Source organism: Amycolatopsis sp. cmx-4-61, from assembly GCF_046548775.1.
Classification (GTDB): domain Bacteria; phylum Actinomycetota; class Actinomycetes; order Mycobacteriales; family Pseudonocardiaceae; genus Amycolatopsis.
Genome location: NZ_JAEBEI010000011.1, coordinates 37,587 through 61,554 on the forward strand (window position 1 = coordinate 37,587; position 23,968 = coordinate 61,554).

Genomic DNA, 23,968 nt, shown 5'->3' on the forward strand with positions numbered 1-23,968 from the left:
GTGTCTGACAAACGTTCCGGTTGGTTGCTGGGATGCTGCTGGTCGTGTCGCGGTTTCGGTTGCTTTCGGATGCTCAGTGGGCGTTGATCGAGGATCTGCTGCCGGTCCGGACCGGTCAGCGCGGCCGACCGTTTTCGGATGCACGGGCGATGGTCGAAGGGATCATCTACCGGTATCGGTGCGGGATTGCGTGGCGGGATTGCGTGGCGGGATTGCGTGGCGGGATGTGCCGGCGGTGTTCGGTCCGTGGCAGACGATCTACCTGGCATCGCCGGATGGCCGGTGACGGCACCTGGGACACGGTGCTGCGACGCCTGCTTATCCATGCTGACGCCGCCGGGTTGGTCGATTGGTCGGTGTCGGTGGATTCCACGATCGCGCGGGCGCATCCGCACGCCACGAACATCACCCGCGCCACAGGGGGCTGGGTCGAACCACACGTCTGCTCGCCGAGCCGCCTGATCACGCGATCGGCCGCTCCCGCGGCGGATGGAGCACCGAAGTGCACCACCTCGTCGACAGGCACGGACGGCCGCTGGTGGCCCTGGTCGGGCCCGGGCAGGCCGGGGACGCGCCGATGTTCCCGCACCTCATGAGACACCTGCACGTCGCCCGCCGCGGACGCGGCCGGGCCCGTACGAGCCCGACCGGGTCCGCGGCGACGAGGCCGGGCATCGCAAACGCCGCGGTTCCCGCGGCGGCCGCCCACCCGCCTTCGACGCGGTTCTGCATGCCGTCATCACCTGGACCAAAGCATTGTCAGACATGCCCCTAGTCACGAAAGAGTGAGGGAGCGCTACCCCCAGGAACAATTTCCCCGCCGAATTCCCTCCATGGGCAAAAGTCATCAGGCTTCCGGCCGATCGACGACGTCCCGGAGCAGCCGATATAACCGAAAGGATCTGGCGGAAAGGAACCCCGACGTGGCCGGTTCGACGGTTTTGCTGGCATTGGACGACATTCCGCCGGGATCGGTGCCCGATGCCCAGCTGATGCGGATCTGCGAACACCTCGCCGAGGACGGCCACGACGTCGTGCGCGCCGGGACCGGCGAGGACGCGCTGGCTCTCGTGCAGACGCGGGCCGACCTCACCGCCGCCCTGGTGAGCTGGGACTTCGGTGACGGCGGCGCGGAAGCCGAAGCCGTGCTGAAGGCGCTGGTCGGCCGGTTCACCCGGCTCCCGGTGTTCCTGGTGACCACTTCGGCGTCGGTGGACGACCTGCCGCTGTGGGTGTCCGAGGTGATCTGCGGGTACGTGTGGCTGCTGGAAGACACGCCGGGGTTCATCGCCGGCCGGATCGGCGTGGCCGCGCGCCGCTACCGGGACGAAATACTGCCGCCGTTCTTCCGGGAACTCCGCCGGTTCGACGACACCCACGAATACTCCTGGCACACCCCGGCCCACGCCGGCGGGGTGGCTTTCCTGAAATCGCCGGTCGGGCGGGCGCTGTTCGACTACTACGGTGAACGGCTGTTCCGCACCGACCTCTCGATTTCCGTGGCGGAGCTGGGTTCGCTGTTCGAGCACACCGGGCCGATCGGCGATGCCGAGCGCAACGCCGCCCGGATCTTCGGCGCCGACCTGACGTACTTCGTGCTGCACGGCGATTCCACCGGCGACCGCATCGCCCTGCACGCGAGCATCGCCACCGACGAGCTGGTGCTGGTCGACCGCAACTGCCACAAGGCGATCTACCACGGGCTGACCCTGACCGGCGGCCGCCCGGTCTACCTCGTCCCGACGCGCAACGGCTACGGGCTGATGGGCCCGATCCCGCCCGCCGCGCTCACCCGCGAAGCGATCGCGGACCTCGTGCCGGCCAGCCCGCTCGCCGCCGCGGCCGCCGCGCCGGACCCGGTGTACGCCGTCATCACCAACTCGACCTACGACGGCCTGTGCTACGACGCCGTCCGCGTCGCCGGGCTGCTGGGCGCCAGCGTGCCGCGGCTGCACCTGGACGAGGCGTGGTTCGCCTACGCTCGCTTCCACCCGCTCTACGCCCGCCGCTACGGCATGGCCGTCGACGCCGACGCGGTGCCCGACGCCGTGCGGCCCACCGTGTTCAGCACGCAGTCCACGCACAAGCTGCTGGCCGCGATGTCCCAGAGCGCGATGCTGCACGTCAAGAACTCGCCGCGGTCGCCGGTCGAGCACCGGCAGTTCAACGAGACGTTCATGATGCACGCCACGACGTCGCCGCTGTATCCGATGATCGCCGGGCTCGACGTCGCCGCCGGCATGATGGACGGCCCGGGCGGCCGGTGGCTGGTCGACGAGGCCGTCACCGAAGCCATCCGGTTCCGGCAGGCGGTGGCCCGCATCGGCCGCCGCATCGCCGCGGCCGGCGACCGGCCGGACTGGTTCTTCGGCACGTGGCAGCCGGACGAGGTCGGCGACCCGGAAACCGGGCAGCGCTACCCGTTCGCGGACGCTCCGCTGGACCTGCTGCGCACCGAGCCCGGCTGCTGGACCCTCGAACCCGGCGCGGCCTGGCACGGCTTCCCCGGCCTGGAGGAGGGGTACTGCCTGCTCGACCCGGTCAAGGTCAGCGTCACCTGCCCGGGCACCGACGCCGCAGGCACCGTGGCCGAGCAGGGCATCCCCGCCCGGATCCTCACCGCCTACCTGGAGACGCGGCGCATCGTCGTCGAGAAGACCGACGCCTACACCTGCCTGATCCTCTTCTCGATGGGCATCACGAAGGGCAAGTGGGGCACGCTCATCGACGGGCTGCTCGACTTCAAGGCGCTCTACGACACCGGCGCGCGCCTCGCCGACGTCCTGCCCGCCCTGGTCGAGGCCCACCCCGCCCGCTACGGCGAGCTGTCCCTGCGCGACCTGTGCGACGAGATGCACGCCCACCTGCGCAAGAGCGACCTCATCCCGCTGCTGGACGCGGCGTTCACGCACCCGCCGCGCCCGGAGCTCACCCCGGCGCAGACGTACCAGCGCCTCCTGCGCGGCGGCACCGAGCCGGTCCGCCTGGCGGAGCTCGCCGACCGGACGGTGGCGACCCAGGTCGTCACCACGCCGCCGGGCATCCCGGTGCTCATGCCGGGCGAGAACGCGGGCGGCCACGACGAGCCGACGCTGCGCTACCTGCGGGCGCTGGAGGACTTCGACCGGCACTTCCCGGGCTTCCCCAGCGAAACCCACGGGGTCACGAGGGGCACCGACGGCGACTACTGGATCACCTGCCTCCGTACCGTGTGACGGGCGTCACGAAGTTTCCCGCCAGCACGTGTCGAGCGGGGGCGCTCGGCTCCGACTGAGGGGCAGCGGCGGCCAACGGGGCCGCCCGCCACGAGCGGAGCGCGCACGATGACGAAGGTGACCGCCCAGATGTCGGTGTCCCTCGACGGCTGCTACACCGGGCCACGGGACGCGGCGAACCCCCAGGACATGAGCGGCTGGATGCGGGGCCCCGAAGCGCCCGGGTTCTTCCGGGTCACCCGCTGGGCCGTCGACGCCACGGCCTGGCGGGAGCGGCAGGGCTTCGCCGGCGGCGAGCAGTCGGTCGATTCGGAGATCGTCGCGGAGACGTTCGCCGCGGCCGGGGCCTACGTCATGGGCCGGCGCATGTTCGACGCCGGCGAGGTCCCGTGGGGCGCGGAACCGCCCTTCCGGGCCCCGGTGTTCGTCGTCACCCACCGGCCACGGGCGGTGCTCGAACGCGAGGGCGGCACCTCCTTCACCTTCGTCACCGAGGGCGTCGGGCGGGCCGTCGAGCTGGCCCGGGCCGCTGCCGGCGCCAAGGACGTGGCGGTGGCCGGCGGTGGGGAGCTCCTGCGCCAGGTCCTGGCCGCCGGGCTGCTCGACCAGCTCGACCTGCACATCGCCCCGGTGCTGCTGGGCGACGGGCAGCACCTCTTCGGCCCGGGTTTGGACCTCGGCGCGAACGAGGGCATCGAGCTCGTGCCGACGCGGGTCGTCGACACGCCCGGGGTGACCCACCTCCGCTATACCGTCACGGGGCGGTCGAAGCTGGTGCTGGACGATCGCGGGGCGAGCGGCGACCTGGTCGGCCCGGCCACGACGCAGCGGTGAGAGAGGAACGACCGTGAAGTACATGCTGCTGATCTACGGCAACGAGGAAGCCTTCACTTCGATCGGGGAGGAGGCCCTCGCCGAGGTCATCCGCGAGACCGACGCCCTCAACCGGGAGCTGTTCGAGTCGGGCGAGCTGGTCGGCGCCTACGGCGTCGCCGACGAGGTGAACACGAAGATGGTCCGGGTGGCCGACGGGCAGCCGGTGGTGACCGACGGGCCCTACGCCGAGGCCAAGGAGTTCCTGGGCAGCTTCATGATCGTCGACTGCGACAGCCTGGACCGGGCGCTGGAGATCGCGGCCCGCGCGCCGTCCGCGCGCTACTGGGGTGTCGAGGTCCGGCCGCTGATGCACGAGGCCGACGTTTCGCCGTGACCGGCTGGCAGGCCGTCCGGCGGCTCGTCCCGGAGGTGCTCGGCGTGCTGGTGCGCCGCTACGGCCGGTTCGACGCCTGCGAGGACGCCGTCCAGGAGGCGCTGGTGGCGGCCGCCGCCCAGTGGCCGGTGGACGGGTGGCCGGAGAACCCCCGGGCCTGGCTGGTGACGGTGGCGTCGCGCCGCCTCGCCGACCAGGTGCGCAGCGACGCCGCCCGACGGCGGCGGGAGGAGGCCGACGCCCTCCGCACCCCGCCCGCCGGCGGCGACGTCGAAGCCGGGGACGACACGCTCACGCTGCTGTTCCTGTGCTGTCACCCGGCGTTGACGCCGTCATCGCAGATCGCGCTGACGCTGCGGGCTGTCGGCGGCCTGTCGACGGCCGAGATCGCCCGGGCCTTCCTGGTGCCCGAGGCGACCATGGCCCAGCGCATCAGCCGGGCCAAGCACCGCATCAGGGGGACCGGCTTCGCGCTGCCACCGCCCGCCGAGCAGGCGGCGCGGCTCGGCGTCGTGCTCCAGGTGGTCTACCTGATCTTCAACGAGGGGTACACGGCCACGGCGGGGACCCGGCTGGTGCGGGCCGAGCTGACGGCGGAGGCGATCCGGCTGGCCCGCGAGCTGCACCGGCTGGTCCCCGGCGACGGCGAGGTGGCGGGGCTGCTGGCCCTGCTGCTGCTGACCGACGCCCGCCGCCCGGCCCGCACGGCCCCGGACGGGTCGCTGGTGCCGCTGAGCGAGCAGGACCGGACGCTCTGGGACGGCGAAGCCATCGCGGAGGGCGTGGCGCTGGTGACCGCCGCCCTGCCGGACGGGCCGGTCGGCCCGTACCAGCTGCAGGCGGCCATCGCCGCCGTCCACGACGAGGCACCCACCGCCGAAGCGACGGACTGGCCGCAGATCCTGGCGCTGTACACGGTGCTCGAGCGGGTGGCCCCCAACCCGGCGGTGACGCTGAACCGCGCGGTGGCGGTGGCGGAGGTCCGGGGACCGGCGGCGGGCTTGGCGTTGCTCGAGGCCCTTTCGGGAGACGCGCGGATCTCGGCGTCCCACCACCTGGTGTCGGTCCGGGCGCACCTGCTGGAGCTGGCGGGCGATCTCGACGCGGCCCGCAGTGCGTACCGGGAGGCAGCCCGGCGCACGACGAGCGAACCCGAGCGGCGCCACCTCCTGACCCGGGCCGCCCGCCTGCGGTGACCCAGTGGAGTGAGGGTCGTCATACCGCCGACCCGACGCTCCACTCAGGACACGCCGGTCGAGCTGGCGAACTTCCCGCGCAACATCCGGTTCCTCGCCGGTGGCCGGAGTTGACACCGGCACCGGGCCGCCGCAGGATCGGGTCACCGTATTCGTACTTGTGTTCGAACCGTAGTCGCTGGCTTCCCCACAGCGAAACTCTCGTGGGAGCTGGCGTTGGCGTTCGACAATCCGCGCGTGCCGTGGTCCGAAGTGGAGCGGATCGCCTCCGGGCGGCCGCCCGTTCCCGGGGACGGCAGCGATGCCCCGGCGTGGTCGCGCAAACGCGAGGGGTACGCCGGGGCACCGGAAGACCTGCGGAACCGGCGGCGCCGGGACGACGGCGGGGACCGGATCCGGGCGCCCTACGCCGAGCTGCACGTCCACTCCAACTTCAGCTTCCTGGACGGCGCCTCCCACCCCGAGGCCCTCGTCGAGGAAGCCGCGCGGCTGGAGCTCGACGCGCTCGTCCTCACCGACCACGACGGCATGTACGGCGCCGTGCGGTTCAACGACGCCGCGCGGGAGCTCGGCGTGCGCGTCGGCTTCGGGGCCGAACTCTCCCTCGGGCTGCCCGCCCCGCAGGCCGGGGCGCCCGATCCGGCCGGGTCGCACCTGCTCGTGATCGCGCGACAGCAGAGCGGGTACCACCGGCTGTGCCGGGTCATCTCCCGCGCCCAGCTCGCCGGCGGCGAGAAGGGGCGGCCGGTCTACGACTTCGACGAACTCGCCGACGAACTCGCCGGGCACGTCGTCGTGCTCACCGGCTGCCGGAAGGGCGCCGTCCGGCAGGCGCTCGCGCGCAACGGCCCGGCCGCCGCGCACGCCGAGCTCGCCCGGCTCGTCGACCGGTTCGGGCGGTCGCACGTCGCCGTCGAGCTGATCGACCACCGGCAGCCCACCGACGACGCCGCCAACGACCTCCTCGCCGACCTGGCCAGCGACCTCCGGCTGCCGACGGTCGTGTCCGGCAACGTGCACTACGCCCGCCCGGAAGACGCCGTCGTGGCGGACGTGGTCGCCGCCGTCCGGGCGCGGCGCTCGGCCGAGGACCTGGAAGGGTGGCGGCCGCCGTCGGGGCAGGCGTTCCTGCGCTCCGGGATGGAACAGCGGCGCCGCTTCGAGCGCCGCTACCCCGGTGCCGTCGGCCGGGCCGCCGTCCTGGGGGTCGAGGTGGCGTTCGACCTGAACCTCGTCGCGCCGGACCTGCCGCCGTTCCCCGTCCCGCCCGGCCACGACGAGATGTCGTTCCTGGTCGAGCTGACCCGGCAGGGCGCGGCGAAGCGCTACGGGCCGCGGGAAGAGAACCCGAAGGCCTACGCCCAGCTCGACCACGAACTCGCCGTCATCGAGAAGCTCGGCTTCCCCGGCTACTTCCTCGTCGTCTGGGACATCGTCCGGTTCTGCCGGGAGAACGACATCCTGTGCCAGGGCCGGGGTTCGGCCGCGAACTCCGCGGTCTGCTACGCGCTCGAGATCTGCCACGCCGACCCGGTGAAGTGGAACCTGCTGTTCGAGCGGTTCCTGGCGCCGGAGCGGGACGGGCCGCCGGACATCGACGTCGACATCGAGTCCGGCCGCCGCGAGGAGGCCATCCAGTACGTCTACGAAAAGCACGGCCGGTTCCACGCCGCGCAGGTCGCCAACGTCATCACCTACCGGGCGCCCTCGGCGATCCGCGACGCGGCGAAGGCACTCGGCCACAGCCCCGGGCAGCAGGACGCCTACGGCAAGCTCGTGGACCGCTGGGGCGGGGTCGCCGCCACCAGGCAGCAGGCCGCCGGGGCGATCCCGGACGACGTCCTCGACCTCGCGGCGCGGATCGAGGACTTCCCGCGCCACCTCGGGATCCACTCCGGCGGCATGGTGATCTCGAAGCAGCCGGTGTCCGAAGTGGTCCCCGTGGAGTGGGCGACCATGGCCGACCGCAGCGTCCTGCAGTGGGACAAGGACGACTGCGCCACCGTCGGGCTGGTCAAGTTCGACCTGCTCGGCCTCGGCATGCTTTCGGCGCTGCACCACATGCTCGACCTCGTCGCCGAGCACCACGGGTCCACTGTGGACATCGGGAAACTCGACCTGGCCGACCCGGCGGTCTACGACATGCTCTGCGCAGCCGACGCCGTCGGGGTGTTCCAGGTGGAAAGCCGCGCCCAGCTGGCGACGCTGCCGCGGTTGCGGCCGCGGGAGTTCTACGACCTCGTCGTCGAAGTCGCGCTGATCCGGCCCGGCCCGATCCAGGGCGGCTCGGTGCACCCCTACATCCGCCGTCGCCGCGGGGACGAGGAATGGGCGCACGCGCACCCGCTGCTGGCCGCGTCGCTGGACCGCACCCTCGGCGTGCCGCTGTTCCAGGAACAGGTGATGCAGATGGCGGTCGACGTCGCGAGCTTCACCCCGGCCGAGGCCGACCAGCTGCGCCGCGCCATGGGCGCCAAGCGGTCCAGCGCGAAGATGAAGGCCCTGATGGCGCGGTTCTTCGCCGGCTGTGAAGCCAACGGCCTCGACCGCGAGCTCGCCACCCGGATCTTCGAGCAGATCCACGCCTTCTCCGGCTACGGCTTCCCCGAAGCGCACTCGATGTCCTTCGCGCTGCTGGTGTACGCGTCGGCGTGGTTCAAGCGCTACTACCCGGCCGCGTTCTGCGCCGGGCTGCTGCGCGCCCAGCCGATGGGCTTCTACAGCCCGCAGTCGCTGGTCGCCGACGCCCGCCGGCACGGTGTGCACGTCCGCGAGCCCGACATCAACGCGAGTCTCGCCGGCGCCACCCTCGAGCCGGACGACGGCAGCACCGGCGGCGTCGCGCTCCGGCTCGGCCTCGCCGCGGTCCGCCACCTCGGGGCGGACCTCGCCGAGGAGATCGTCGCCGAACGGGAGGCCCACGGCCCGTACGCGGGCATCGGCGACCTGACCCGGCGGGTGCGGCTGAAGAAGAACGCCGTCGAAGCGCTGGCCACGGCCGGGGCGTTCAGCGGGTTCGGCGGCGACCGGCGCCAGGACCTGTGGGCGGCCGGCGCGGCCGCGGCGGCGCGGCCCGGTCACCTGCCCGGCCTGGCGCCGGGTCTCGACGCGCCCGCGCTGCCGGGAATGACGCGGCTGGAGGTGACGGCGGCGGACCTGTGGGCCACCGGCGTCTCCCCGGACAGCCACCCGGTCGAGTACCTGCGCGAGCTGCTCACCGCGCGCGGTGCGATCACCGTCGCCGAGCTCGTGCGGACCGAGGACGGGACGCGGGTGTGGGTCGGCGGCGCGGTCACCCACCGGCAGCGCCCCGCGACCGCCGGCGGGATCACCTTCCTCAACCTCGAAGACGAGACCGGCATGGCCAACGTCCTCGTCTCGCCCGGGCTCTGGCAGCGGCAGCGGCTGGTCGCCCGCACGAGCGCGGCGTTACTGGTCCGCGGCCGGGTGCAAGCCGCCGAAGGGGTCGTCACGCTCGTGGCCGATCATCTCGAAAGACTCGAACTTTCGCTGCGGACCGGGCCCTCGCGCGACTTCCGTTGACTTCGGGCCCCCTCGGTGGTTCTCTCGCTGGAAGCGCTCCCAGTCATCCGTTCGTGAACGACGAGTGAGGATGGACCCTTCATGACAGCTCGACGTCTGCGCTGGGCAGCGTGGCCGGTGCTCGCGGTGCTCGCCGCGGCCATCCCGGCGGCCGGGACCGCCGGGGCGGCGACCACGCCCGCGGCGACGGTCACCGTCAACGCCCGAGCCGGGCTGGCGACCATGCCGGACACCGGGATCGGCATCAACCACGCGGTCTGGGACAGCCAGCTGGGGACCGACCAGGTGGCCGACCTGTTCGGCGCGGCCGGTGTCCGCACGATGCGCTACCCCGGGGGTTCCTACGGCGACATCTACCACTGGAAGGACAACACCGCGCCGGGCGGCTACGTGGCGCCGAACACCGATTTCGACACCTTCATGGGCGGTGTCCGCCGGGCCGGTGCCCAGCCGATCATCATCGCCAACTACGGCACCGGCACCCCGCAGGAAGCCGCGGACTGGGTGCGGTACGCCAACGTGACCAAGGGTTACGGCGTCAAGTACTGGGAGATCGGCAACGAGCTGTACGGCAACGGGCACTACGGGGCGAACTGGGAAGCCGACAACCACGCGGACAAGAGCCCCACGGCCTACGCCAACGGCGTCGTCGCCTACGCCGACGCGATGAAGGCCGTCGACCCGGGTGTCAAGATCGGTGCCGTGCTGACCACCCCGGCGAACTGGCCGGACGGCATCGTCGGCGCCGGCGACACGGCCACCTGGAACCAGACCGTGCTGTCGATCGCGGGCCCGCACATCGACTTCGTCATCCTGCACTGGTACCCCACCGGCTCCACGGCCGCGGAAGCGCTCACCAAGCCCGAGCAGATCGGCGACATGATCTACGCGGCACGCGAGCAGATCACCCGGTACGCGGGCCCGAACGCCGGCCGGATCGGCATCTCGATGACCGAAACGAACACGCCGGTCGGCATGGACACCCAGCCCGGCGCCCTGTTCGCCGCCGACACCTACAGCTCGCTGCTGGCGAACGGCGTGTTCACCGTCGACTGGTGGGACACGCACAACGGCGGCACCAAACTGTCCACTGTGGCCGGTTACCCGGACTACGGCGACTCCGGCCTGCTCTCCAGCGCGACCTGTCTGGACGGCGGCTGCGAACCCGCGCTCAACACGCCGTTCGCGCCCTACTACGGCCTGAAGATGCTGAGCACGTTCGCGCGTCCCGGCGACCAGTTCGTCCAGGCTGCCGCGGACGATCCGCTCGTCGGCGCGCACGCCGTCCGGCGGCCGAACGGCGACCTCGCCGTGCTGCTGCTCAACAAGGACCCCGACCAGCCCAGGGCGGTGACCCTGGACTACGCGGGCTACACGCCGGCCGCCGGTGCGCCCCAGGTGTTCACCTTCACCAACGGCGCCACGGCGATTTCCAGCGCGGCGACCGGGACGAGCACGGCCCAGACGCTGCCGCCGTACTCGCTGACCACGGTGGTCCTGCACCCGGCGGCCACCGCGTCCGGCGGCCCGGGCGCACCGGGGCAGCCGACGGGGACGGCGACCGACCGGACCGCGACGATCAGCTGGCCAGCGGCCGCGCCCGGCGCGCACCCGATCGCGAAGTACGAGGTCTACCGGCAGGTGGGCGCGGTGAGCGAGCAGTGGGGCGAGACGACCGGGACGTCGCTGGACGTCGGGAACCTGGTGCCGGGCAGCCGCTACACGATCAACGTGCTGGCGCGTGACACGGCCGGGAACGTGTCGGCGGCCTCCCCGCCGCTGACGGTGACGACGGGCGCCCCGGCGACGAGCAGCTGCACGGTCCGGCTGACGGACGTGACCGACTGGGCGAGCGGTTTCGTGGGCGGCATCCACGTCACCGCCACCGGGGTGGTGGGGGACTGGACGCTGACGTTCGGCTGGCCCACCGCACGCCAGCACCTGACCGGCGGCTGGAACGGCACGTGGGCCCAGAACGGCTCGACCGTGACGGTGTCATCGTCGTCCCCGCCGGCGGCGGGGGTGGACGTCGGCTTCACGGCCGACTACAGCGGGCCGAACATCCTGCCGACGGCGTTCACGTTGAACGGCGTCCTCTGCGCGGCGGGCTGATCCCGGTGTCTCCTCCTCCTCATCGGCGGAAGAGGCCGGTGAGGAGGAAGGGGACGCCGAACAGGCCCTCCGCCGGAGCGCCGTTCATGGCGCGCAGTTCGACTTCGGTGTAGCCGGCGAACAGCCGGCGCAGGTCGTCCGGCCCGTAGGCGAGGCCGCCGTGGAGGCTGCGGTCCCGGTAGAGCTGGGCGTCGGGGACTTCGACGCCGGAGTTCGCATCATCGGTGCCCGCGGCGAAGCAGGTGAGGCCGAAGTGGCCGCCGGGCGCGAGCCGGCGGTCGAGGAGGGCGAGGTAGCTGATCCGCCGGTGCGGGGCGAGGTGGTGCAGGCAGCCGGAGTCGTAGACGAGGTCGTAGGTTTCGTGCGGCAGGTCGACGGAGAAGATGTCCGCGCAGTGGAAGCGGACGCCGGGGGTGTCGCCCGCGCGTTCCCGCGCCCAGGCGATCGCGACCGGCGAGAGGTCGACGGCGTCCACTTCGTAGCCCGCGGCCGCGAGCCGGAGCGCGTTGCGGCCGGGCCCGCAGCCGAGCTCCAGGGCGCGGCCGCCGCGGAGGGGTCCGTCGCGGAGCCAGCCGTCGAGGTTTTCGTCGGGGAGGCTGACGAAGAACGGGACCGGACGATCGCGGTCGGCGTAGAAGCGGTCCCACCGGTCCGGGGCCGGCCGGTCGTCGAACAGGCCGTCCAGCAGGCGGAGCAGGTCGTCGACGGACCGGACGTCCCGGTTCACCGGCCGCTTTCGACGTGGTCGCGCACGGCCCGCAGTTCGTCCCCGACGACCGCCATCTGGGCGGCCACTGCCGAGGGGTCGGTGTCGCCGGGGAAGAACAGGCTGAAGATCAGCTCGGCGCCGGTCAGGTTCGGGACCACGCGGGTGAACAGGCCCAGGTTCGGGGCGTCGGCGCTGACGAAGTCGACGACGCCGTGGTCGGCCGCGACCCGCACCGACATCCGCTGCGCGCCGCCTTCCGTCCGGACGCGCCAGATGTCGTCGTGGTCGTGATCGACCGCGGCGGCGAAGCCCGGCGCCCATTCCGGGAGGTGACGCGGATCGGCGAGGTAGCCGACGACCTGCGCCGGCGGTGCGGAGATGGAGATGGTGCGGGTTTCGGCGAGTCCCAGTGTCATGAGGGAAACGATACGCAGGTGCTTATGATTTGTCCACGCGTAAGATCTTGCCGGTGAACGAGGACGACGATCTCGGAGCCCTCTGCGCCGGGGCGGGCCGCAACCTGGCCGAGGCCGAGCGGCCGGTGCTGGACCGGTACGGCCTCTCGATGTGGCAGTACGTGGTGCTGTCGGCACTGGCCACCGAGGCGGCGCCGAGCCAGCTGGTGCTGGCCCAGCAGATCCACTACGACAAGACCCGGCTGATCGCCCTGCTCGACAAGCTGGAGGCGGCCGGCCTGGTAGCCCGCGAGCCGGACCCGGCCGACCGCCGCGCGCGAGTGGTCCGCCTGACCCCCGAGGGAACCCGGCGGCACGCGGCGGTCCGGGCCGCGATCCGGGAGGTGGAGGAGCGCAAGCTGGCGGGGTTGCCCCCGGAAGCCCGGCGGGTCCTGCGGTCGGCCCTGGCCCACTTGGCGAACTCGGGCTGACCGCGGCGGGTTCGCCGGAAGCCATCGCCGAACCGGCGGCAGGCACGCGGACTGCGGCACACGGCCGATAACAGACGGCCGGCAGCGTAAGCCGACCAAGGACGTCACCAGACCTCCCCCGCCCCTCATCCCAGCCTGCTCTTCAGCCGACGGGCGGGTTTGTCAAGGCACGCTTTCCCGCCTTGACGAACCCGCCCGTCGGCTGAAAATCCCCCCGGAGGGGCGGGGGAGGTCGGACCCGCTCTGCCGCGGCAGAGTTCGACAGGAGAATCGAAAGCATGTCCTCGCCGGACGGGCAGGCTCCGGGATGACCCCTGGTTCCGCTGTCATCTCTCGTTGGGGAGGTGGGCCGCGGGATGACCACCCCGCTCCTCCATCGGAATCGGGTGGGCCCGGCGTCACGACCGGCGGATCAGCTCCTCCGCCACCCACTGCGCCACGCCGTCCGGATACGGATCCGCCAACCCGAGCACGAAGTGCCCGAATCCCGCCTCCCGCGCCTCGGCGATCTTGCCCCGCGTCACCTCGGGCCGCTGGTAGTCCACCGGCAGGAAGATCGACCGCGTGATCTCCGCCGGGTCGCGGCCGATCTCCGCGCAGTACTCGTCCAGCAACCGGCTCCGGCCCGCCAGGTCCGAAATCTCGCCGCCGCCCGGGATGTTCCACACGTTCGCGTGCTCGGCCACCACGCGCAGCGTCGCGCTCGCCCGGCCGCCGATCACGATCGGCGGGTGGGGCCGCTGCACCGGCCGCGGGTTCCCGAAGGCTCCCCGCAACGAAACGTGCGCACCCTCGAAGTCGAACGGCTCCGCAGATGTCCACAAGCGACGGATCACCGTGCAGGCCTCGGCCAGCGCCGCCACCGCGTCCGCCTGGTCGTGGTAGGGCAGGCCGTGGGCGTCGTACTCGCGCCGGGCCAGCGGGTGGCTCGGCCGGGAACCCGCGCCGATGCCGAAGTCGAGCCGTCCGCCGGACACCACGTCGACCGTGGTCGCGATCTTCGCCAGCACGGCCGGCGGACGGAACCGGTTGCTCGTGACCAGCAGGCCGACCCGCAGCCGGGACGTCTGCGCCGCGAGGGCCGAAAGCAGCGTCCAGCCCTCGAAGATCGGGCCACCCGGGTCGCCGGCGATCGGCATCAGGTGGTCGAACAGCCACGCGTGCTCGATCTCCGGCACCGTGTCGGCTTCCCGCCACACGCGCCGGATCTCGGCGTAGCCGACCTGCTGGGGCGCGGTCATGATGCCGAAGCTCATCGACGCCTCCGCAGCGCGGGGTCGAGCAGTGCCGGCGGGGTGTCGAACTTCTCCTCCGGCGCCAGGTCGGTGCCCGGCGCGACGACGGCGTCGATCGCGTCCAGGACGTCGGCGGGCAACACGGTGTCGGCCGCTTCGAGCTGCGAACTCAGGTGGTCCCGGGTCCGCGGGCCGATGAGCGCGCTCGTCACGCCCGGGTGCGCGGTGACGAACCCGAGCGCGAGCTGGATCAGGGTCAGCCCGGCCTGCTCGGCGATCTTGGCCAGCTCTTCGACGGCGTCGAGCCGGGCCCGGTTGGCGGGGACGTCGAGGTCGAAGCGCTGCGGCAGGACCTTCGCGCGGTTGCCGGTGAATTCCCGGCCCGCCCGGACCGCGCCGGACAGCCAGCCCGACGCCAGCGGGCTCCAGGCCAGCACGCCCATGCCGTACTCCTCGGTCACCGGGAGCACGTGGGCTTCGATGCCGCGCTGCAGGATCGAGTAGCTGGGCTGCTCGGTGACGTACCGGCCGAGGTGGTGCTCGCGGGCGGCCCACTGCGCCTGGACGATGCGGTACGCGGGGAACGTCGACGAGCCGAAGTAGCGGATCTTGCCCGCGCGCTGCAGGTCGGTCAGCGCGGAAAGCGCTTCCTCGTCGCTCGTGGTGGGGTCCCAGCGGTGGAGCTGGTAGAGGTCGACGTGGTCGACACCGAGGCGGCGCAGGCTGTCCTCGAGCGCGCGGACCAGCCAGCGGCGCGAATTGCCGCGGTGGTTGCGCTCGTCGCCCATGGGCATGGTCGCCTTCGTGGCCAGCACGATGTCGTCGCGGCGGCCGGCGATCGCCGTGCCGACCATCACCTCCGACTCGCCCTGGCCGTACATGTCGGCCGTGTCGATCAGGTTGATCCCGGCTTCGAGGGCGGCGTCGACGATGGCGGTGGCCTCGTCCTGGGTGACGTGTCCGATCGGGCCGAAGTTCATCGCGCCGAGCGCGAGCGTGCTGACCTGGACGCCGGTGCGACCCAGGGTGCGGTACTGCATGGGAAGTGCCTCCGTGGCAGGATGGGCAAACGGAACGTTGCTCCGCTAACGATACGGAACAATGCTCCGCTTAGCAACCCGGGAGGATCGGTGGGCGAGCGCAAGCCCAAGCGGGCGGATGCCCGGCGCAACGAGAAGACGCTGCTGGACGCCGCGGCGGCGGTCTTCGTCGCCTCCGGCGTGGACGCGCCGGTGCGGGACATCGCGGCGAAGGCCGGCGTCGGGATGGGCACCATCTACCGGCACTTCCCGACCCGCGCGGACCTGATCATCGCCGTCTTCCGGCACCAGGTGGACGCCTGCACCGAGGCGGGGCCGGCGCTGCTGGCCTCGAACGACTCGCCGTACGCCGCCCTGGCGCAGTGGATCGACCTGTTCGTCGACTTCCTGGTGACCAAGCACGGGCTCGCCGGGGTGCTCCAGTCCGACAACGCCGGCTTCGAGTCGCTGCACGCGTACTTCCTCGACCGCCTGGTGCCGGTGTGCGCGCAGCTGCTCGACGCGGCGGCCGCGGCCGGCGAGATCCGCGCCGAGGTGCGCCCGCTGGAGCTCATGCGCGGGGTCGGCAACCTCTGCATCGGCGCGGACTCCGATCCGGAGTACGACGCGCGCCGGCTGGCCGGCATCCTCGTCGCGGGGCTGCGGTACGGGAGGATGGACGCATGACGGCGTGGCGGGAGTTCGAAGCGGCGGAGCCGGAGTTCGCCCGGCGGGTGCGGGCGTTGTTCGACGCGCACAAGCACAAGACGATCGCGACCCTGCGGGCGGACGGCTCACCGCGGATCTCGGGCATCGAAACGACCTTCGAGGACGGTGAGCTGGTCTTCGGCTCGATGCCGCACGCGCGCAAGGGCGCGGACCTGCAGCGGGACCCGCGGTTCGCCCTGCACAGCGCGACGGTCGACCCCGTCGAGGGCGCGGAGGCGCAGTGGCCGGGCGAGGCGAAGATCGCCGGCCGGGTGCGGACGGCGGACGGCGAGCGGTTCGTGGCCGAGGTCGCCGAGGTCGTGCACACCCACCTGAACGAGGCGGCGACGCTGCTGGTCGTCGAGTGGTGGACCCCCGGCGGCGGCCTGCGGAAGGTCGAACGCGAGTGACTCCGGCCGGGCCTCACTCCACGGTGACCGACTTCGCCAGGTTGCGCGGCTTGTCGATGTCGTAGCCCAGCGTCAGGGCCGCGTGGTAGGCGAGCAGCTGCAGCGGGATGGTCAGCAGGATCGGGTCGAGCTCCGGCTCGGTCTTCGGCACCACGATCCGCGGGACGTCCAGTTCGCCGAAGTCGACGTCGGCGTGGGTCACCGCCAGTACCGCGCCGCCGCGGGCCTTGATCTGCTGGACCGCGGCCAGGTTGCGCCCGGTCAGCTCGTCCGACGGCACGACGGCGACCGTCGGGAGGGCTTCGTCGATCAGCGCCAGCGGGCCGTGCTTGAGCTCGGAGGTCTGGTACGCCTCGGCGTGGCGGTAGGAGATCTCCTTGAACTTCTGCGCGCCTTCCCGGGCCACCGGGTAGCCGCGGACGCGGCCGACGAAGAAGAGGCTCTTCGCGGCGGCGACGGTCTTCGCGTGTTCGGCGATCTCCGGCTCGAAGTCCAAAATGGACTTGATCTGGCCCGGCAGCGCGCGGACCGCGTCGATGATCCGCTGACCGTCCGCGTTGGACAGATCGCGCACCCGGCCCAGCGCCAGCGCGATCAGGGCGAACCCGACGGCCATGTTGGTCAGCGCCTTGGTCGAGGCGACCGCGATCTCCGGGCCGGCGTGCAGGTAGACGCCGCCTTCGCAGGCGCGGGCGATCGTCGAGCCGACGACGTTGACCAGTCCGACGACCCGGCCGCCCTTGCGCTTGATCTCCTCGACGGCGAAGGCGGTGTCGATCGTCTCGCCGGACTGGCTGACCGCGATGTAGAGCGTGTCGGCCTCGATGATCGGGTTGCGGTACCGGAATTCCGACGCGGCTTCGGCGTCGGCCGGGATCCTCGCGAACTCCTCGATCATCGTCGCGCCGATCTGGCCGACGTAGTAGGCCGAGCCGCAGCCGAGGATCTTCACGCGGGCGAACCCGCGCAGCTCCCGCGGCGTCAGGTTGAGCCCGTCCAGCCGGGCGACGCCGAACCGGTCGTCGAGCCGGCCGCGGATGATCCGCTCGACGGACTCCGGCTGCTCCTGGATCTCCTTGGCCATGTAGTGCGGGTAGCCGCCCAGGTCGAGGTCCTCGGCGTCGATGTCGATCTCGGTGGCCGGCTTGGTGGTGTCGCTCTCGTCGACGGTGAAGGTCCGGTAGCCGGTGGCGAAGACCGTCGCGAACTCGCCGTCGTCGAGGTGCGCGACCTGCGAGGTGTGCCGGACGAGCGCGGCCAGGTCGCTGGCGACGAACATCTCCCGTTCGCCCACGCCGATGATCAGCGGCGAGCCGTTGCGGGCGATGACCAGGCGGTCCGGGTGCGCGCTGTCGGTGACGGCGATCGCGTACGTGCCGGTGATCCGCGAGACCGCCTCGACGACGGCGTCTTCGAGGGTTTCCGCGGCCGAGCGCGCGATCAGGTGGGCCAGCACCTCGGTGTCGGTTTCGGAGGTGAGCTCGACCCCGGCGTCGGCGAGCTGGGCGCGCAACGCGTCGGCGTTGTCGATGATGCCGTTGTGGACGACGCAGATCCGGCCGTCGGCGGAGGTGTGCGGGTGGGCGTTGGCCTCGGACGCCGGCCCGTGCGTGGCCCAGCGCGTGTGCCCGATGCCCGCCTTCCCGGTGAGCCGCTTGGGCAGCGCCGCGGCGAGGTTCCGCACGCGTCCGACGACCCGGTGGACCTGCGGGGTGCCCTTGGCGCCGAGGACGGCGATCCCGGCGGAGTCGTACCCGCGGTACTCGAGCCGGGTCAGGCCCTCGATCAGGATGGGCGCGGCGTTCTGGCCGCCGATGTAGCCGACGATCCCGCACATGGCGAACCTTCTTCCTAGCCGTAGACGATGCGGCGCAGCTGCCGCTCGGAGAGGACGGGCGCGGCCACCAGCCTGCCGCGGAGCTCGGCGGCGATCAGGGGGAAGATTTCGGGGTTCTTCCGGCCCTGTGCCTGCAGCTCGGCGTGCCGGCGGCGCACGTAGTCCTCGGTGGGAGTCCGGTAGAAGGCCAGGACGTCGTCGACGACCCGGGCGGCGACCCGGGGCGGCAGCCCGGTCGACGCGGCCACGCGCTCGACGATGTCGGTGTCCTCCACGGCGGCCATCATGCCTCGTCGATCGCCGAACCCCAAATTCCTGCCCGAAATCGGGCAAGTTCAAATGGTTGGACAGTTTCCCGGCGGCCGACCAGGGTGGAGGTGTGCCACAAGAGATCTGGGACGCCGAAACGGCCGAGCGGTACGACACCCCCGGTCACGGCATGTTCGCCCCCGACGTCGTCGGCCCCGCGGTGGAGCGCCTGGCGGCGCTGGCCGACGGCGGGCGGGCGCTGGAATTCGCCGTCGGCACCGGGCGCATCGCCGTCCCGCTCGCCGAACGCGGCGTGCCGGTGGCCGGCATCGAGCTGTCCGAGCCGATGCTGGACCGGCTGCGCGCGAAGGCGGCGATCCCGGTGGTCGTCGGTGACATGGCGACGGCCACCGCGCCGGGCCGGTTTTCGCTGGTCTACCTCGTGTACAACACGATCTCGAACCTGCTGACCCAGGACGAGCAGGTGGCGTGCTTCCGCAACGCGGCCCGGCACCTGGACCCGGGCGGCCGGTTCGTGATCGAGCTGGGCGTCCCCGAACTGCGCCGGCTCCCGCCGGGCCAGGACGCCGTGGTGTTCCGGTCCGACGCCGGGTACGTCGGCGTGGACACCTACGACACGGTGCACCAGCACCTGGTGTCCCACCACTTCACGTTCGGCGAGGGACGGCAGGCGCGGGTGGGCCGGTCCCCGCACCGGTACATCTGGCCGGCCGAGCTCGACCTGATGGGCCGGCTGGCGGGGTTCGAGCTGGAATCCCGGCACGCGGACTGGGCCGGGGGAGAGTTCACGGCGGAGTCGGGCTCGCACGTTTCGGTGTACCGGCTGCCGTGACCACGGGCGGCGGCCGGGTCACTCCGCGGCCGTCGGGGTGAGTTCGACCAGCACCGCGCGGCTTGCTCCCGCAGCCGATGGCCGCCGGGTCACTCCGTGGCCGCCGGGGTGAGTTCGGCCAGCGCCGCGCGGTTTGCTTCCGCAGCTGATGGCCGCCGGGTCATTCCCCAGCGCCTGCCGGAGCCAGTTCGGCCAGCACCGCGCGGATCGCCGGGCTCGCCTCGGCGCTTCGCCGCCACACCGCGTGCACCTCCCGCTTGGGCGGCCGCGGCAGCGGCCGGGCCACCAGGTCCGCTCCCAACGGCGGCCGCGCGAGGCACGGCACCAGTGCGACCACCTGACCCGACGCCACCAGCGACAGCTGCGTCGCGAAGTCGTCGATCAGGTGCCGGACGTCCGGCTCCGCGCTCGCCTGCGAGAACAACCGCCGGAACCACTGGTGGCACACCGTTCCCGGCGGGCTCGTCACCCACGCGTGCCCCGCCAGCGCGGTCTCGTCGAGCGGGGCCTCGCGCTCGGCCAGCGGGTGCGTCCGGCTCATCACCACGTCGCCGAGGTCCGTGTGCACCCACCGCCGCACCAGGGCGGGCGGCAGGGGGACGGGCAGCCCGTCGGCGTCGTGGACCAGCGCCAGGTCCGCCGTTCCCGCGTCCACGCTGTGCAACGCCTCCTGCGGGTCCTGCTCCGTGAGCTCCACCCGCAGCTCCGGGCACCGGACCGCCAGCCGGGGCACGAGCGGGGCGAGCAGGCCGCGGATCGCCGTCGAGAAGGCCACCACCCGGAGCGTGCCGCGCGGCGCGCCTTCCGCCACCGACTGGGCCGCTTCGACGCAGCGCTCCAGCGCCTGGAACACCTCCGGCGCCGAGTCGGCGATCGCCTGGCCGGCCGGAGTCAGCACCACCCCGCGGCCGGCCGGTGCCAGTACCGGGACCCCGACCTGCCGCTCCAGCCGCTTGATCTGCTGCGACACCGCCGACGCGGTGAACCCGAGCTCCTCGGCCGCGCGCGCCAGCGTGCCGAGCGCCGCCACCGAGCGCAGCGCCCGCAGTGCGCCCACTTCGATCATGAAGCCAGGCTACGCAATATCCACAAAAAAGCATCGCTGGACCGCGGCAGTCGCACCGGGCACGGTCGGCACATGAGCGAATTCGGCACCAACCTCGTCGCGATGGTGACGCCCATGCAGCCCGGCGGCGCCCTCAGCGAACCCGGCCTCACCGGGCTCGTCGAGCACCTCCTGGCCACCGGGTGCGACGGCCTCGTCGTCGGCGGAACCACCGGCGAGTCCCCGACGCTGTCCGAGGCCGAATCCGCGGACCTGGTCCGGGCCGTGGTGGCGCGGACCGGGAACCGCGCGCGCGTGATCGCCGGCGTCGGCACCCACGACACGGCGTCGAGCATCCGCCGCGCCCGCGAAGCCGCGGCGGCCGGCGCCGACGCGCTGCTGCTCGTCTGCCCCTACTACTCCCGGCCGACGCAGGCCGGCGTCATCGCGCACTGCCTGGCGGTCGCGGACGCCGCCGAGCTGCCCGTGATGCTCTACGACGTCCCCGCGCGCACCGGCGTCGCGATGGCGCTGTCGACCCTGGCCGAACTCGCCGGCCACCCCCGGATCCGGGCGGTCAAGGACGCCAAGGGCGACCTGGCCGAAGCCATGACCGTGCTGGCCCGGACGTCGCTGGCGTACTACTGCGGCATCGACGAGCTCAACCTGCCCTACCTCGCGTGCGGCGCCGCGGGCCTGGTCAGCGTCGTGGCCAACGTGGCCGCCGACCGGACCGCCGGGCTCGTCCACGCCGTCCGCGCCGGCGATCTCGCCCGGGCGCGGGCGATCCACGACGACCTGGTCCCGCTGATCGACCGGCTCCTGCGGTCCGGCACGCCCACGGCGAACACCAAGGCGGTGCTGGCCGAACGGGGGATCATCCCGCACGCGAGCGTGCGGCTCCCGCTGGTGGAAGCGGCCGGCGCCAGGGTCGGGCGGTAACGGAGTCGGTCACGAGGAGGCGTTGTGCCGGTCGCCGCCGCGATGGCGTTCACCTGGCTGGGGATGGTGCCGGCGATCTCGTTCCTGGAGGCACCGCTGAAGTTCCGGGCCCCCGACGTCACGCCGGCGCTCGGCCTGGGCATCGGCCGGGTGGTGTTCGCCGCGCTCAACCGGGTCGAGATGCTGTTCGCGCTCGCCCTGGTGGTCTGCCTCGTGGCCGGCCCGCGGACCACGACGGCGATCGTCCTCGGCGCCGCGGTGGTCCTCGTGCTGCTGGTCCAGCTGGTGGCCGTCCGTCCGGCACTGACGCGGCGGTCCGATCGGGTGCTGGCCGGGGAAACCGGCAAGCGCAGTCACGCGCACTTCGCCTACATCGGGCTCGAAGTGCTGAAGGTGGCCGCGCTGCTCGCCTTCGGGGTCGTCAGTCTCTGAGGGCGTCTTCGGCGCTCGGGTAGGTCGGGAAGAAGTCCGCCAGGCCGATCAGCGCGAACGTCCGGCTCAGCCGGGCCGGGACGGCGGCCAGCGCGACGCCCGCCCCGGCCGCCTCGGCCAGGTTGCGGGCCGCGATCAGCGCGGAAATCCCGCTGGAGTCGCAGAACGTCACCCCGGCCAGGTCCACCACCAGCAGCTGCCCGGTGCCCAGGGTGACGGCGTCCACGGCGGCGCGCAGGCGGGGTGCGGTGGCCACGTCGAGCTCGCCCTCGACGGTGACCACCGCGCCGGATCCGGTGGTGCGGGTCGCGACGGAAAACGGGGTGCCGGTCACGGTCGATCGCCTCCGGGAAGCGGGATGCTCAACGCCAGCAGGGCCGTGTCGTCTTCGACGCCGTCGCCGAAACCCGCCAGCAGGCCGGTCACCGCCGTGACCACGTCGGGGGCCGTCGTCGGCGCCAGGCCGGTCAGGTGCTCCTGCAGCTGCTCTTCGCTGTAGCGGACGCGGCCCTCCGTGCGGGCTTCGGTCAGCCCGTCGGTGTACAGCAGCAGGGTGTCGCCCGGGGCCAGCAGGACTTCCGCGACGGCGAACCGGGCGCGGGGCAGCGCGCCCACGAGCTGGCCGCCCGGGCCCGGCAGGAACGCGGACGTGCCGTCGGCGCGGATCAGCAGCGCCGGCGGGTGGCCGCCGGTGGCCAGCGTGACCGCCGCACCGCCGGCACCGGGCCGGATGCGGCCCTGGATGACGGTGCAGTAGCGCGGATCCGAGCCGCGGTACTCCTGGTGCAGCACTGTGTTGAGGCGGTCCAGCACGGTGGCCGGGTCCGGGTCGAGCACCGCGGCGGCGCGCAGCGTGTACCGCGCCAGCGACGTCACCACGGCCGCGGGGGCACCCTTCCCGGACACGTCGCCGAGGAAGAACCCCCACCCGTCGCCGGTCAGCGGGAACAGGTCGTAGAAGTCGCCGCCGACCTCGTCGGCCGACGCGGGGTGGTAGTAGGCCGCGACCTGCACACCGGGCACCTCGGCCAGTGCGGGCGGCAGCAGGGTCTGCTGCAGCGTCCGCGCGAGCCGCTGCACCCGGTCGCGTTCGCGCTCGGCTTCGTCGCGGGCCCGCAGCAGCTCCTGCTCGTAGGCCCGCCGGTCGCGGGCGTCGAAGACGGTCGTGCGGATCAGCTGGGGCTGCCCGTCGGTGCCGGTCTTGACGGTCGAGGTCACCAGGACCGGCAGGCGGCTCCCGTCCGCCTTCTTGAGCTCGAAGGCGACGCCGCCGAGCTCGCCCTGCATGCGCAGGAGCGGTGCGAAGTGCGTCTCGTGGTAGATCCGGCCGCCGACGGTGAGCAGCTCGGCGAACCGGAGCCGGCCCACCACCTCGTCGCGTTCGCGGCCGAGCCAGCCGAGCAGCGTCGCGTTGATCTTCGCGATGGTGCCGTCCAGCAACGTCGAGAGGTACCCGCAGGGGGCGTGCTCGTAGAGGTCTTCCGCGCTGTCCTCCAAAAGGGCCGAGAACGCCGGGGCGGCGCTCTCCTGACCACCCGGACGAGGGTGGTCCTCGCACATCACGGTCCGCTCACGAACGCCGTGATCGCGGCGGCCGTGGCCTCCGGCGCGCTGAGCTGCGGGCAGTGCCCGGTCGCGGCCAGCGTCACCAGCGTGCTGCCGTCGATCTGTTCGTGGGTGAACCGCCCGACCTCGGGCGGGGCGATGGCGTCGTTCGCGCACTCGAGCACCAGGGTCGGCACGGTGACCTTCGCCAGGTCGGCGCGGTTGTCGGAGAGGAACGTCACCCGCGCGAACACGCGCGCGATCATGGGATCGGTGCGGCAGAAGCTGTTCGTCAGCTCCTCGCCCAGCTCGGGCCGGTCGGGGTTGCCCATGATCACCGGCGCCATCGTCGCCGACCACCCCAGGTAGTTCGACTCGAGCGAGTCGAGCAGCTCGTCGATGTCGTCCCGGCTGAACCCGCCGCGGTAGTCCCCGTCGTCGACGTAGCACGGCGACGGCGTGAGCAGCACGAGCTTGGCGAACCGGTCCGGCTCCCGGTTCGCGGCCAGTACGGCGATCATCGCGCTGACCGAGTGGCCCACCAGCACGACGTCCCGCAGGTCCAGCTCGCGGCAGATGGCCAGGACGTCGTCGGCGTAGCCGTCGAGGCTGCCGTAGCGCTCGGGCGTCCAGGCGGACAGGTCCGAGCGTCCGGCCCCGGTGTGGTCGAACAGCACCACCCGGTACCGCCGCGCGAGTTCCGGGACGACGAGCCGCCACAGGTTCTGGTCGCAGCCGAAGCCGTGCGCGAGCAGGAGCGTGGGACCGTCTTCGGCGCCGGTGACGGTGACGTTGTTCCTGCTCCGCATGTTCACGGCGCAC

23 protein-coding genes are annotated in these 23,968 nt (G+C 72.5%); 13 read left to right on the forward strand and 10 right to left on the reverse strand.

The window, feature by feature from the left end; translation table 11 throughout:
- The first annotated feature begins 32 nt into the window (after nt 1–32).
- The 7 genes from ACLJOU_RS27625 (at nt 33) to ACLJOU_RS27655 (ending at nt 11,276) form a co-directional block, all read left to right on the forward strand.
- Nucleotides 33–596, forward strand: a complete 564-nt coding sequence (locus ACLJOU_RS27625; RefSeq protein WP_410571199.1) for a transposase — start codon at nt 33–35, stop codon at nt 594–596.
- Between the two features lie 327 nt (nt 597–923).
- The gene (locus ACLJOU_RS27630; RefSeq protein WP_410571200.1) at nt 924–3,215 is read left to right on the forward strand and encodes an Orn/Lys/Arg decarboxylase N-terminal domain-containing protein; all 2,292 of its coding nucleotides are present in this window, start codon (nt 924–926) and stop codon (nt 3,213–3,215) included.
- A 108-nt stretch (nt 3,216–3,323) separates the two neighbouring features.
- Nucleotides 3,324–4,049: a dihydrofolate reductase family protein gene (locus ACLJOU_RS27635; protein WP_410571202.1), complete on the forward strand. Its 726-nt coding sequence runs from the start codon at nt 3,324–3,326 to the stop codon at nt 4,047–4,049.
- Between the two features lie 22 nt (nt 4,050–4,071).
- The gene (locus ACLJOU_RS27640) at nt 4,072–4,425 is read left to right on the forward strand and encodes a YciI family protein (protein ID WP_410571559.1); all 354 of its coding nucleotides are present in this window, start codon (nt 4,072–4,074) and stop codon (nt 4,423–4,425) included.
- Entirely contained in the window at nt 4,422–5,621 is a 1,200-nt protein-coding gene (locus tag ACLJOU_RS27645; RefSeq protein WP_410571203.1) for an RNA polymerase sigma factor, read from the forward strand. Before ACLJOU_RS27640 ends, ACLJOU_RS27645 begins: the two co-directional genes overlap by 4 nt.
- 216 nt (nt 5,622–5,837) lie before the next feature.
- The gene (locus ACLJOU_RS27650) at nt 5,838–9,164 is read left to right on the forward strand and encodes an error-prone DNA polymerase (protein ID WP_410571205.1); all 3,327 of its coding nucleotides are present in this window, start codon (nt 5,838–5,840) and stop codon (nt 9,162–9,164) included.
- 81 nt (nt 9,165–9,245) lie between these two features.
- Nucleotides 9,246–11,276 (forward strand): cellulose binding domain-containing protein, encoded by a 2,031-nt coding sequence (locus ACLJOU_RS27655; RefSeq protein ID WP_410571207.1) that lies wholly within the window; start codon nt 9,246–9,248, stop codon nt 11,274–11,276.
- Nucleotides 11,277–11,295: 19 nt separating this feature from the next.
- Here ACLJOU_RS27655 and ACLJOU_RS27660 read toward each other — a convergent pair whose 3' ends face one another.
- Both ACLJOU_RS27660 and ACLJOU_RS27665 read right to left on the reverse strand, forming a co-directional pair.
- Complete coding sequence (locus ACLJOU_RS27660; RefSeq protein WP_410571209.1) at nt 11,296–12,003, reverse strand: class I SAM-dependent methyltransferase; 708 nt, start codon at nt 12,001–12,003, stop codon at nt 11,296–11,298.
- Nucleotides 12,000–12,401 carry an SRPBCC family protein gene (locus ACLJOU_RS27665; RefSeq protein ID WP_410571210.1) on the reverse strand — a complete coding sequence of 134 codons (402 nt, stop codon included), beginning with the start codon at nt 12,399–12,401 and terminating at the stop codon, nt 12,000–12,002. Before ACLJOU_RS27665 ends, ACLJOU_RS27660 begins: the two co-directional genes overlap by 4 nt.
- 53 nt (nt 12,402–12,454) lie before the next feature.
- On the opposite strand from ACLJOU_RS27665, the gene ACLJOU_RS27670 reads away from it, so the two are divergent.
- Nucleotides 12,455–12,871: a MarR family winged helix-turn-helix transcriptional regulator gene (locus tag ACLJOU_RS27670; RefSeq protein ID WP_410571211.1), complete on the forward strand. Its 417-nt coding sequence runs from the start codon at nt 12,455–12,457 to the stop codon at nt 12,869–12,871.
- Nucleotides 12,872–13,269: 398 nt separating this feature from the next.
- On the opposite strand, the gene ACLJOU_RS27675 is transcribed toward ACLJOU_RS27670, so the two are convergent.
- Nucleotides 13,270–14,127, reverse strand: coding sequence for an LLM class flavin-dependent oxidoreductase (locus tag ACLJOU_RS27675; protein WP_410571213.1), 858 nt, complete (start codon nt 14,125–14,127; stop codon nt 13,270–13,272).
- Nucleotides 14,124–15,146: an aldo/keto reductase gene (locus ACLJOU_RS27680; protein WP_410571215.1), complete on the reverse strand. Its 1,023-nt coding sequence runs from the start codon at nt 15,144–15,146 to the stop codon at nt 14,124–14,126. Before ACLJOU_RS27680 ends, ACLJOU_RS27675 begins: the two co-directional genes overlap by 4 nt.
- A gap of 90 nt (nt 15,147–15,236) precedes the next feature.
- Between ACLJOU_RS27680 and ACLJOU_RS27685 the strand changes: the two genes are divergently transcribed.
- Nucleotides 15,237–15,812, forward strand: coding sequence for a TetR/AcrR family transcriptional regulator (locus tag ACLJOU_RS27685; RefSeq protein ID WP_410571217.1), 576 nt, complete (start codon nt 15,237–15,239; stop codon nt 15,810–15,812).
- Nucleotides 15,809–16,243 carry a pyridoxamine 5'-phosphate oxidase family protein gene (locus tag ACLJOU_RS27690; RefSeq protein WP_410571218.1) on the forward strand — a complete coding sequence of 145 codons (435 nt, stop codon included), beginning with the start codon at nt 15,809–15,811 and terminating at the stop codon, nt 16,241–16,243. The genes ACLJOU_RS27685 and ACLJOU_RS27690 overlap by 4 nt, the downstream gene beginning before the upstream one ends.
- 13 nt (nt 16,244–16,256) lie before the next feature.
- Here ACLJOU_RS27690 and glmS read toward each other — a convergent pair whose 3' ends face one another.
- Both glmS and ACLJOU_RS27700 read right to left on the reverse strand, forming a co-directional pair.
- A complete protein-coding gene (gene glmS / locus ACLJOU_RS27695; protein ID WP_410571220.1) occupies nt 16,257–18,080 on the reverse strand; it encodes a glutamine--fructose-6-phosphate transaminase (isomerizing) in 1,824 nt (607 codons plus the stop codon).
- Between the two features lie 14 nt (nt 18,081–18,094).
- Nucleotides 18,095–18,367, reverse strand: coding sequence for a hypothetical protein (locus tag ACLJOU_RS27700; protein ID WP_410571222.1), 273 nt, complete (start codon nt 18,365–18,367; stop codon nt 18,095–18,097).
- A gap of 92 nt (nt 18,368–18,459) precedes the next feature.
- On the opposite strand from ACLJOU_RS27700, the gene ACLJOU_RS27705 reads away from it, so the two are divergent.
- Nucleotides 18,460–19,182 carry a class I SAM-dependent DNA methyltransferase gene (locus ACLJOU_RS27705; protein WP_410571224.1) on the forward strand — a complete coding sequence of 241 codons (723 nt, stop codon included), beginning with the start codon at nt 18,460–18,462 and terminating at the stop codon, nt 19,180–19,182.
- A 160-nt stretch (nt 19,183–19,342) separates the two neighbouring features.
- Here the strand turns inward: ACLJOU_RS27705 and ACLJOU_RS27710 are convergent, their stop codons facing one another.
- The gene (locus ACLJOU_RS27710) at nt 19,343–20,248 is read right to left on the reverse strand and encodes a LysR family transcriptional regulator (protein WP_410571226.1); all 906 of its coding nucleotides are present in this window, start codon (nt 20,246–20,248) and stop codon (nt 19,343–19,345) included.
- Between the two features lie 72 nt (nt 20,249–20,320).
- Between ACLJOU_RS27710 and dapA the strand changes: the two genes are divergently transcribed.
- Both dapA and ACLJOU_RS27720 read left to right on the forward strand, forming a co-directional pair.
- Nucleotides 20,321–21,169: a 4-hydroxy-tetrahydrodipicolinate synthase gene (gene dapA / locus ACLJOU_RS27715; RefSeq protein WP_410571227.1), complete on the forward strand. Its 849-nt coding sequence runs from the start codon at nt 20,321–20,323 to the stop codon at nt 21,167–21,169.
- A 42-nt stretch (nt 21,170–21,211) separates the two neighbouring features.
- On the forward strand, nt 21,212–21,601 hold the full coding sequence (locus ACLJOU_RS27720) for a hypothetical protein (protein WP_410571561.1): 390 nt from the start codon (nt 21,212–21,214) through the stop codon (nt 21,599–21,601).
- Here the strand turns inward: ACLJOU_RS27720 and ACLJOU_RS27725 are convergent.
- Genes ACLJOU_RS27725 through ACLJOU_RS27735 form a run of 3 tightly spaced genes read right to left on the reverse strand, consistent with a single transcriptional unit; the run spans nt 21,591 to nt 23,961 of the window.
- Nucleotides 21,591–21,935, reverse strand: a complete 345-nt coding sequence (locus tag ACLJOU_RS27725; protein ID WP_410571229.1) for an STAS domain-containing protein — start codon at nt 21,933–21,935, stop codon at nt 21,591–21,593. The two genes, ACLJOU_RS27720 and ACLJOU_RS27725, sit on opposite strands and share 11 nt — an antisense overlap.
- The gene (locus tag ACLJOU_RS27730) at nt 21,932–23,161 is read right to left on the reverse strand and encodes a PP2C family protein-serine/threonine phosphatase (protein WP_410571231.1); all 1,230 of its coding nucleotides are present in this window, start codon (nt 23,159–23,161) and stop codon (nt 21,932–21,934) included. Before ACLJOU_RS27730 ends, ACLJOU_RS27725 begins: the two co-directional genes overlap by 4 nt.
- Entirely contained in the window at nt 23,161–23,961 is an 801-nt protein-coding gene (locus ACLJOU_RS27735; protein ID WP_410571232.1) for an alpha/beta fold hydrolase, read from the reverse strand. The genes ACLJOU_RS27730 and ACLJOU_RS27735 overlap by 1 nt, the downstream gene beginning before the upstream one ends.
- Nucleotides 23,962–23,968: the final 7 nt, after the last annotated feature.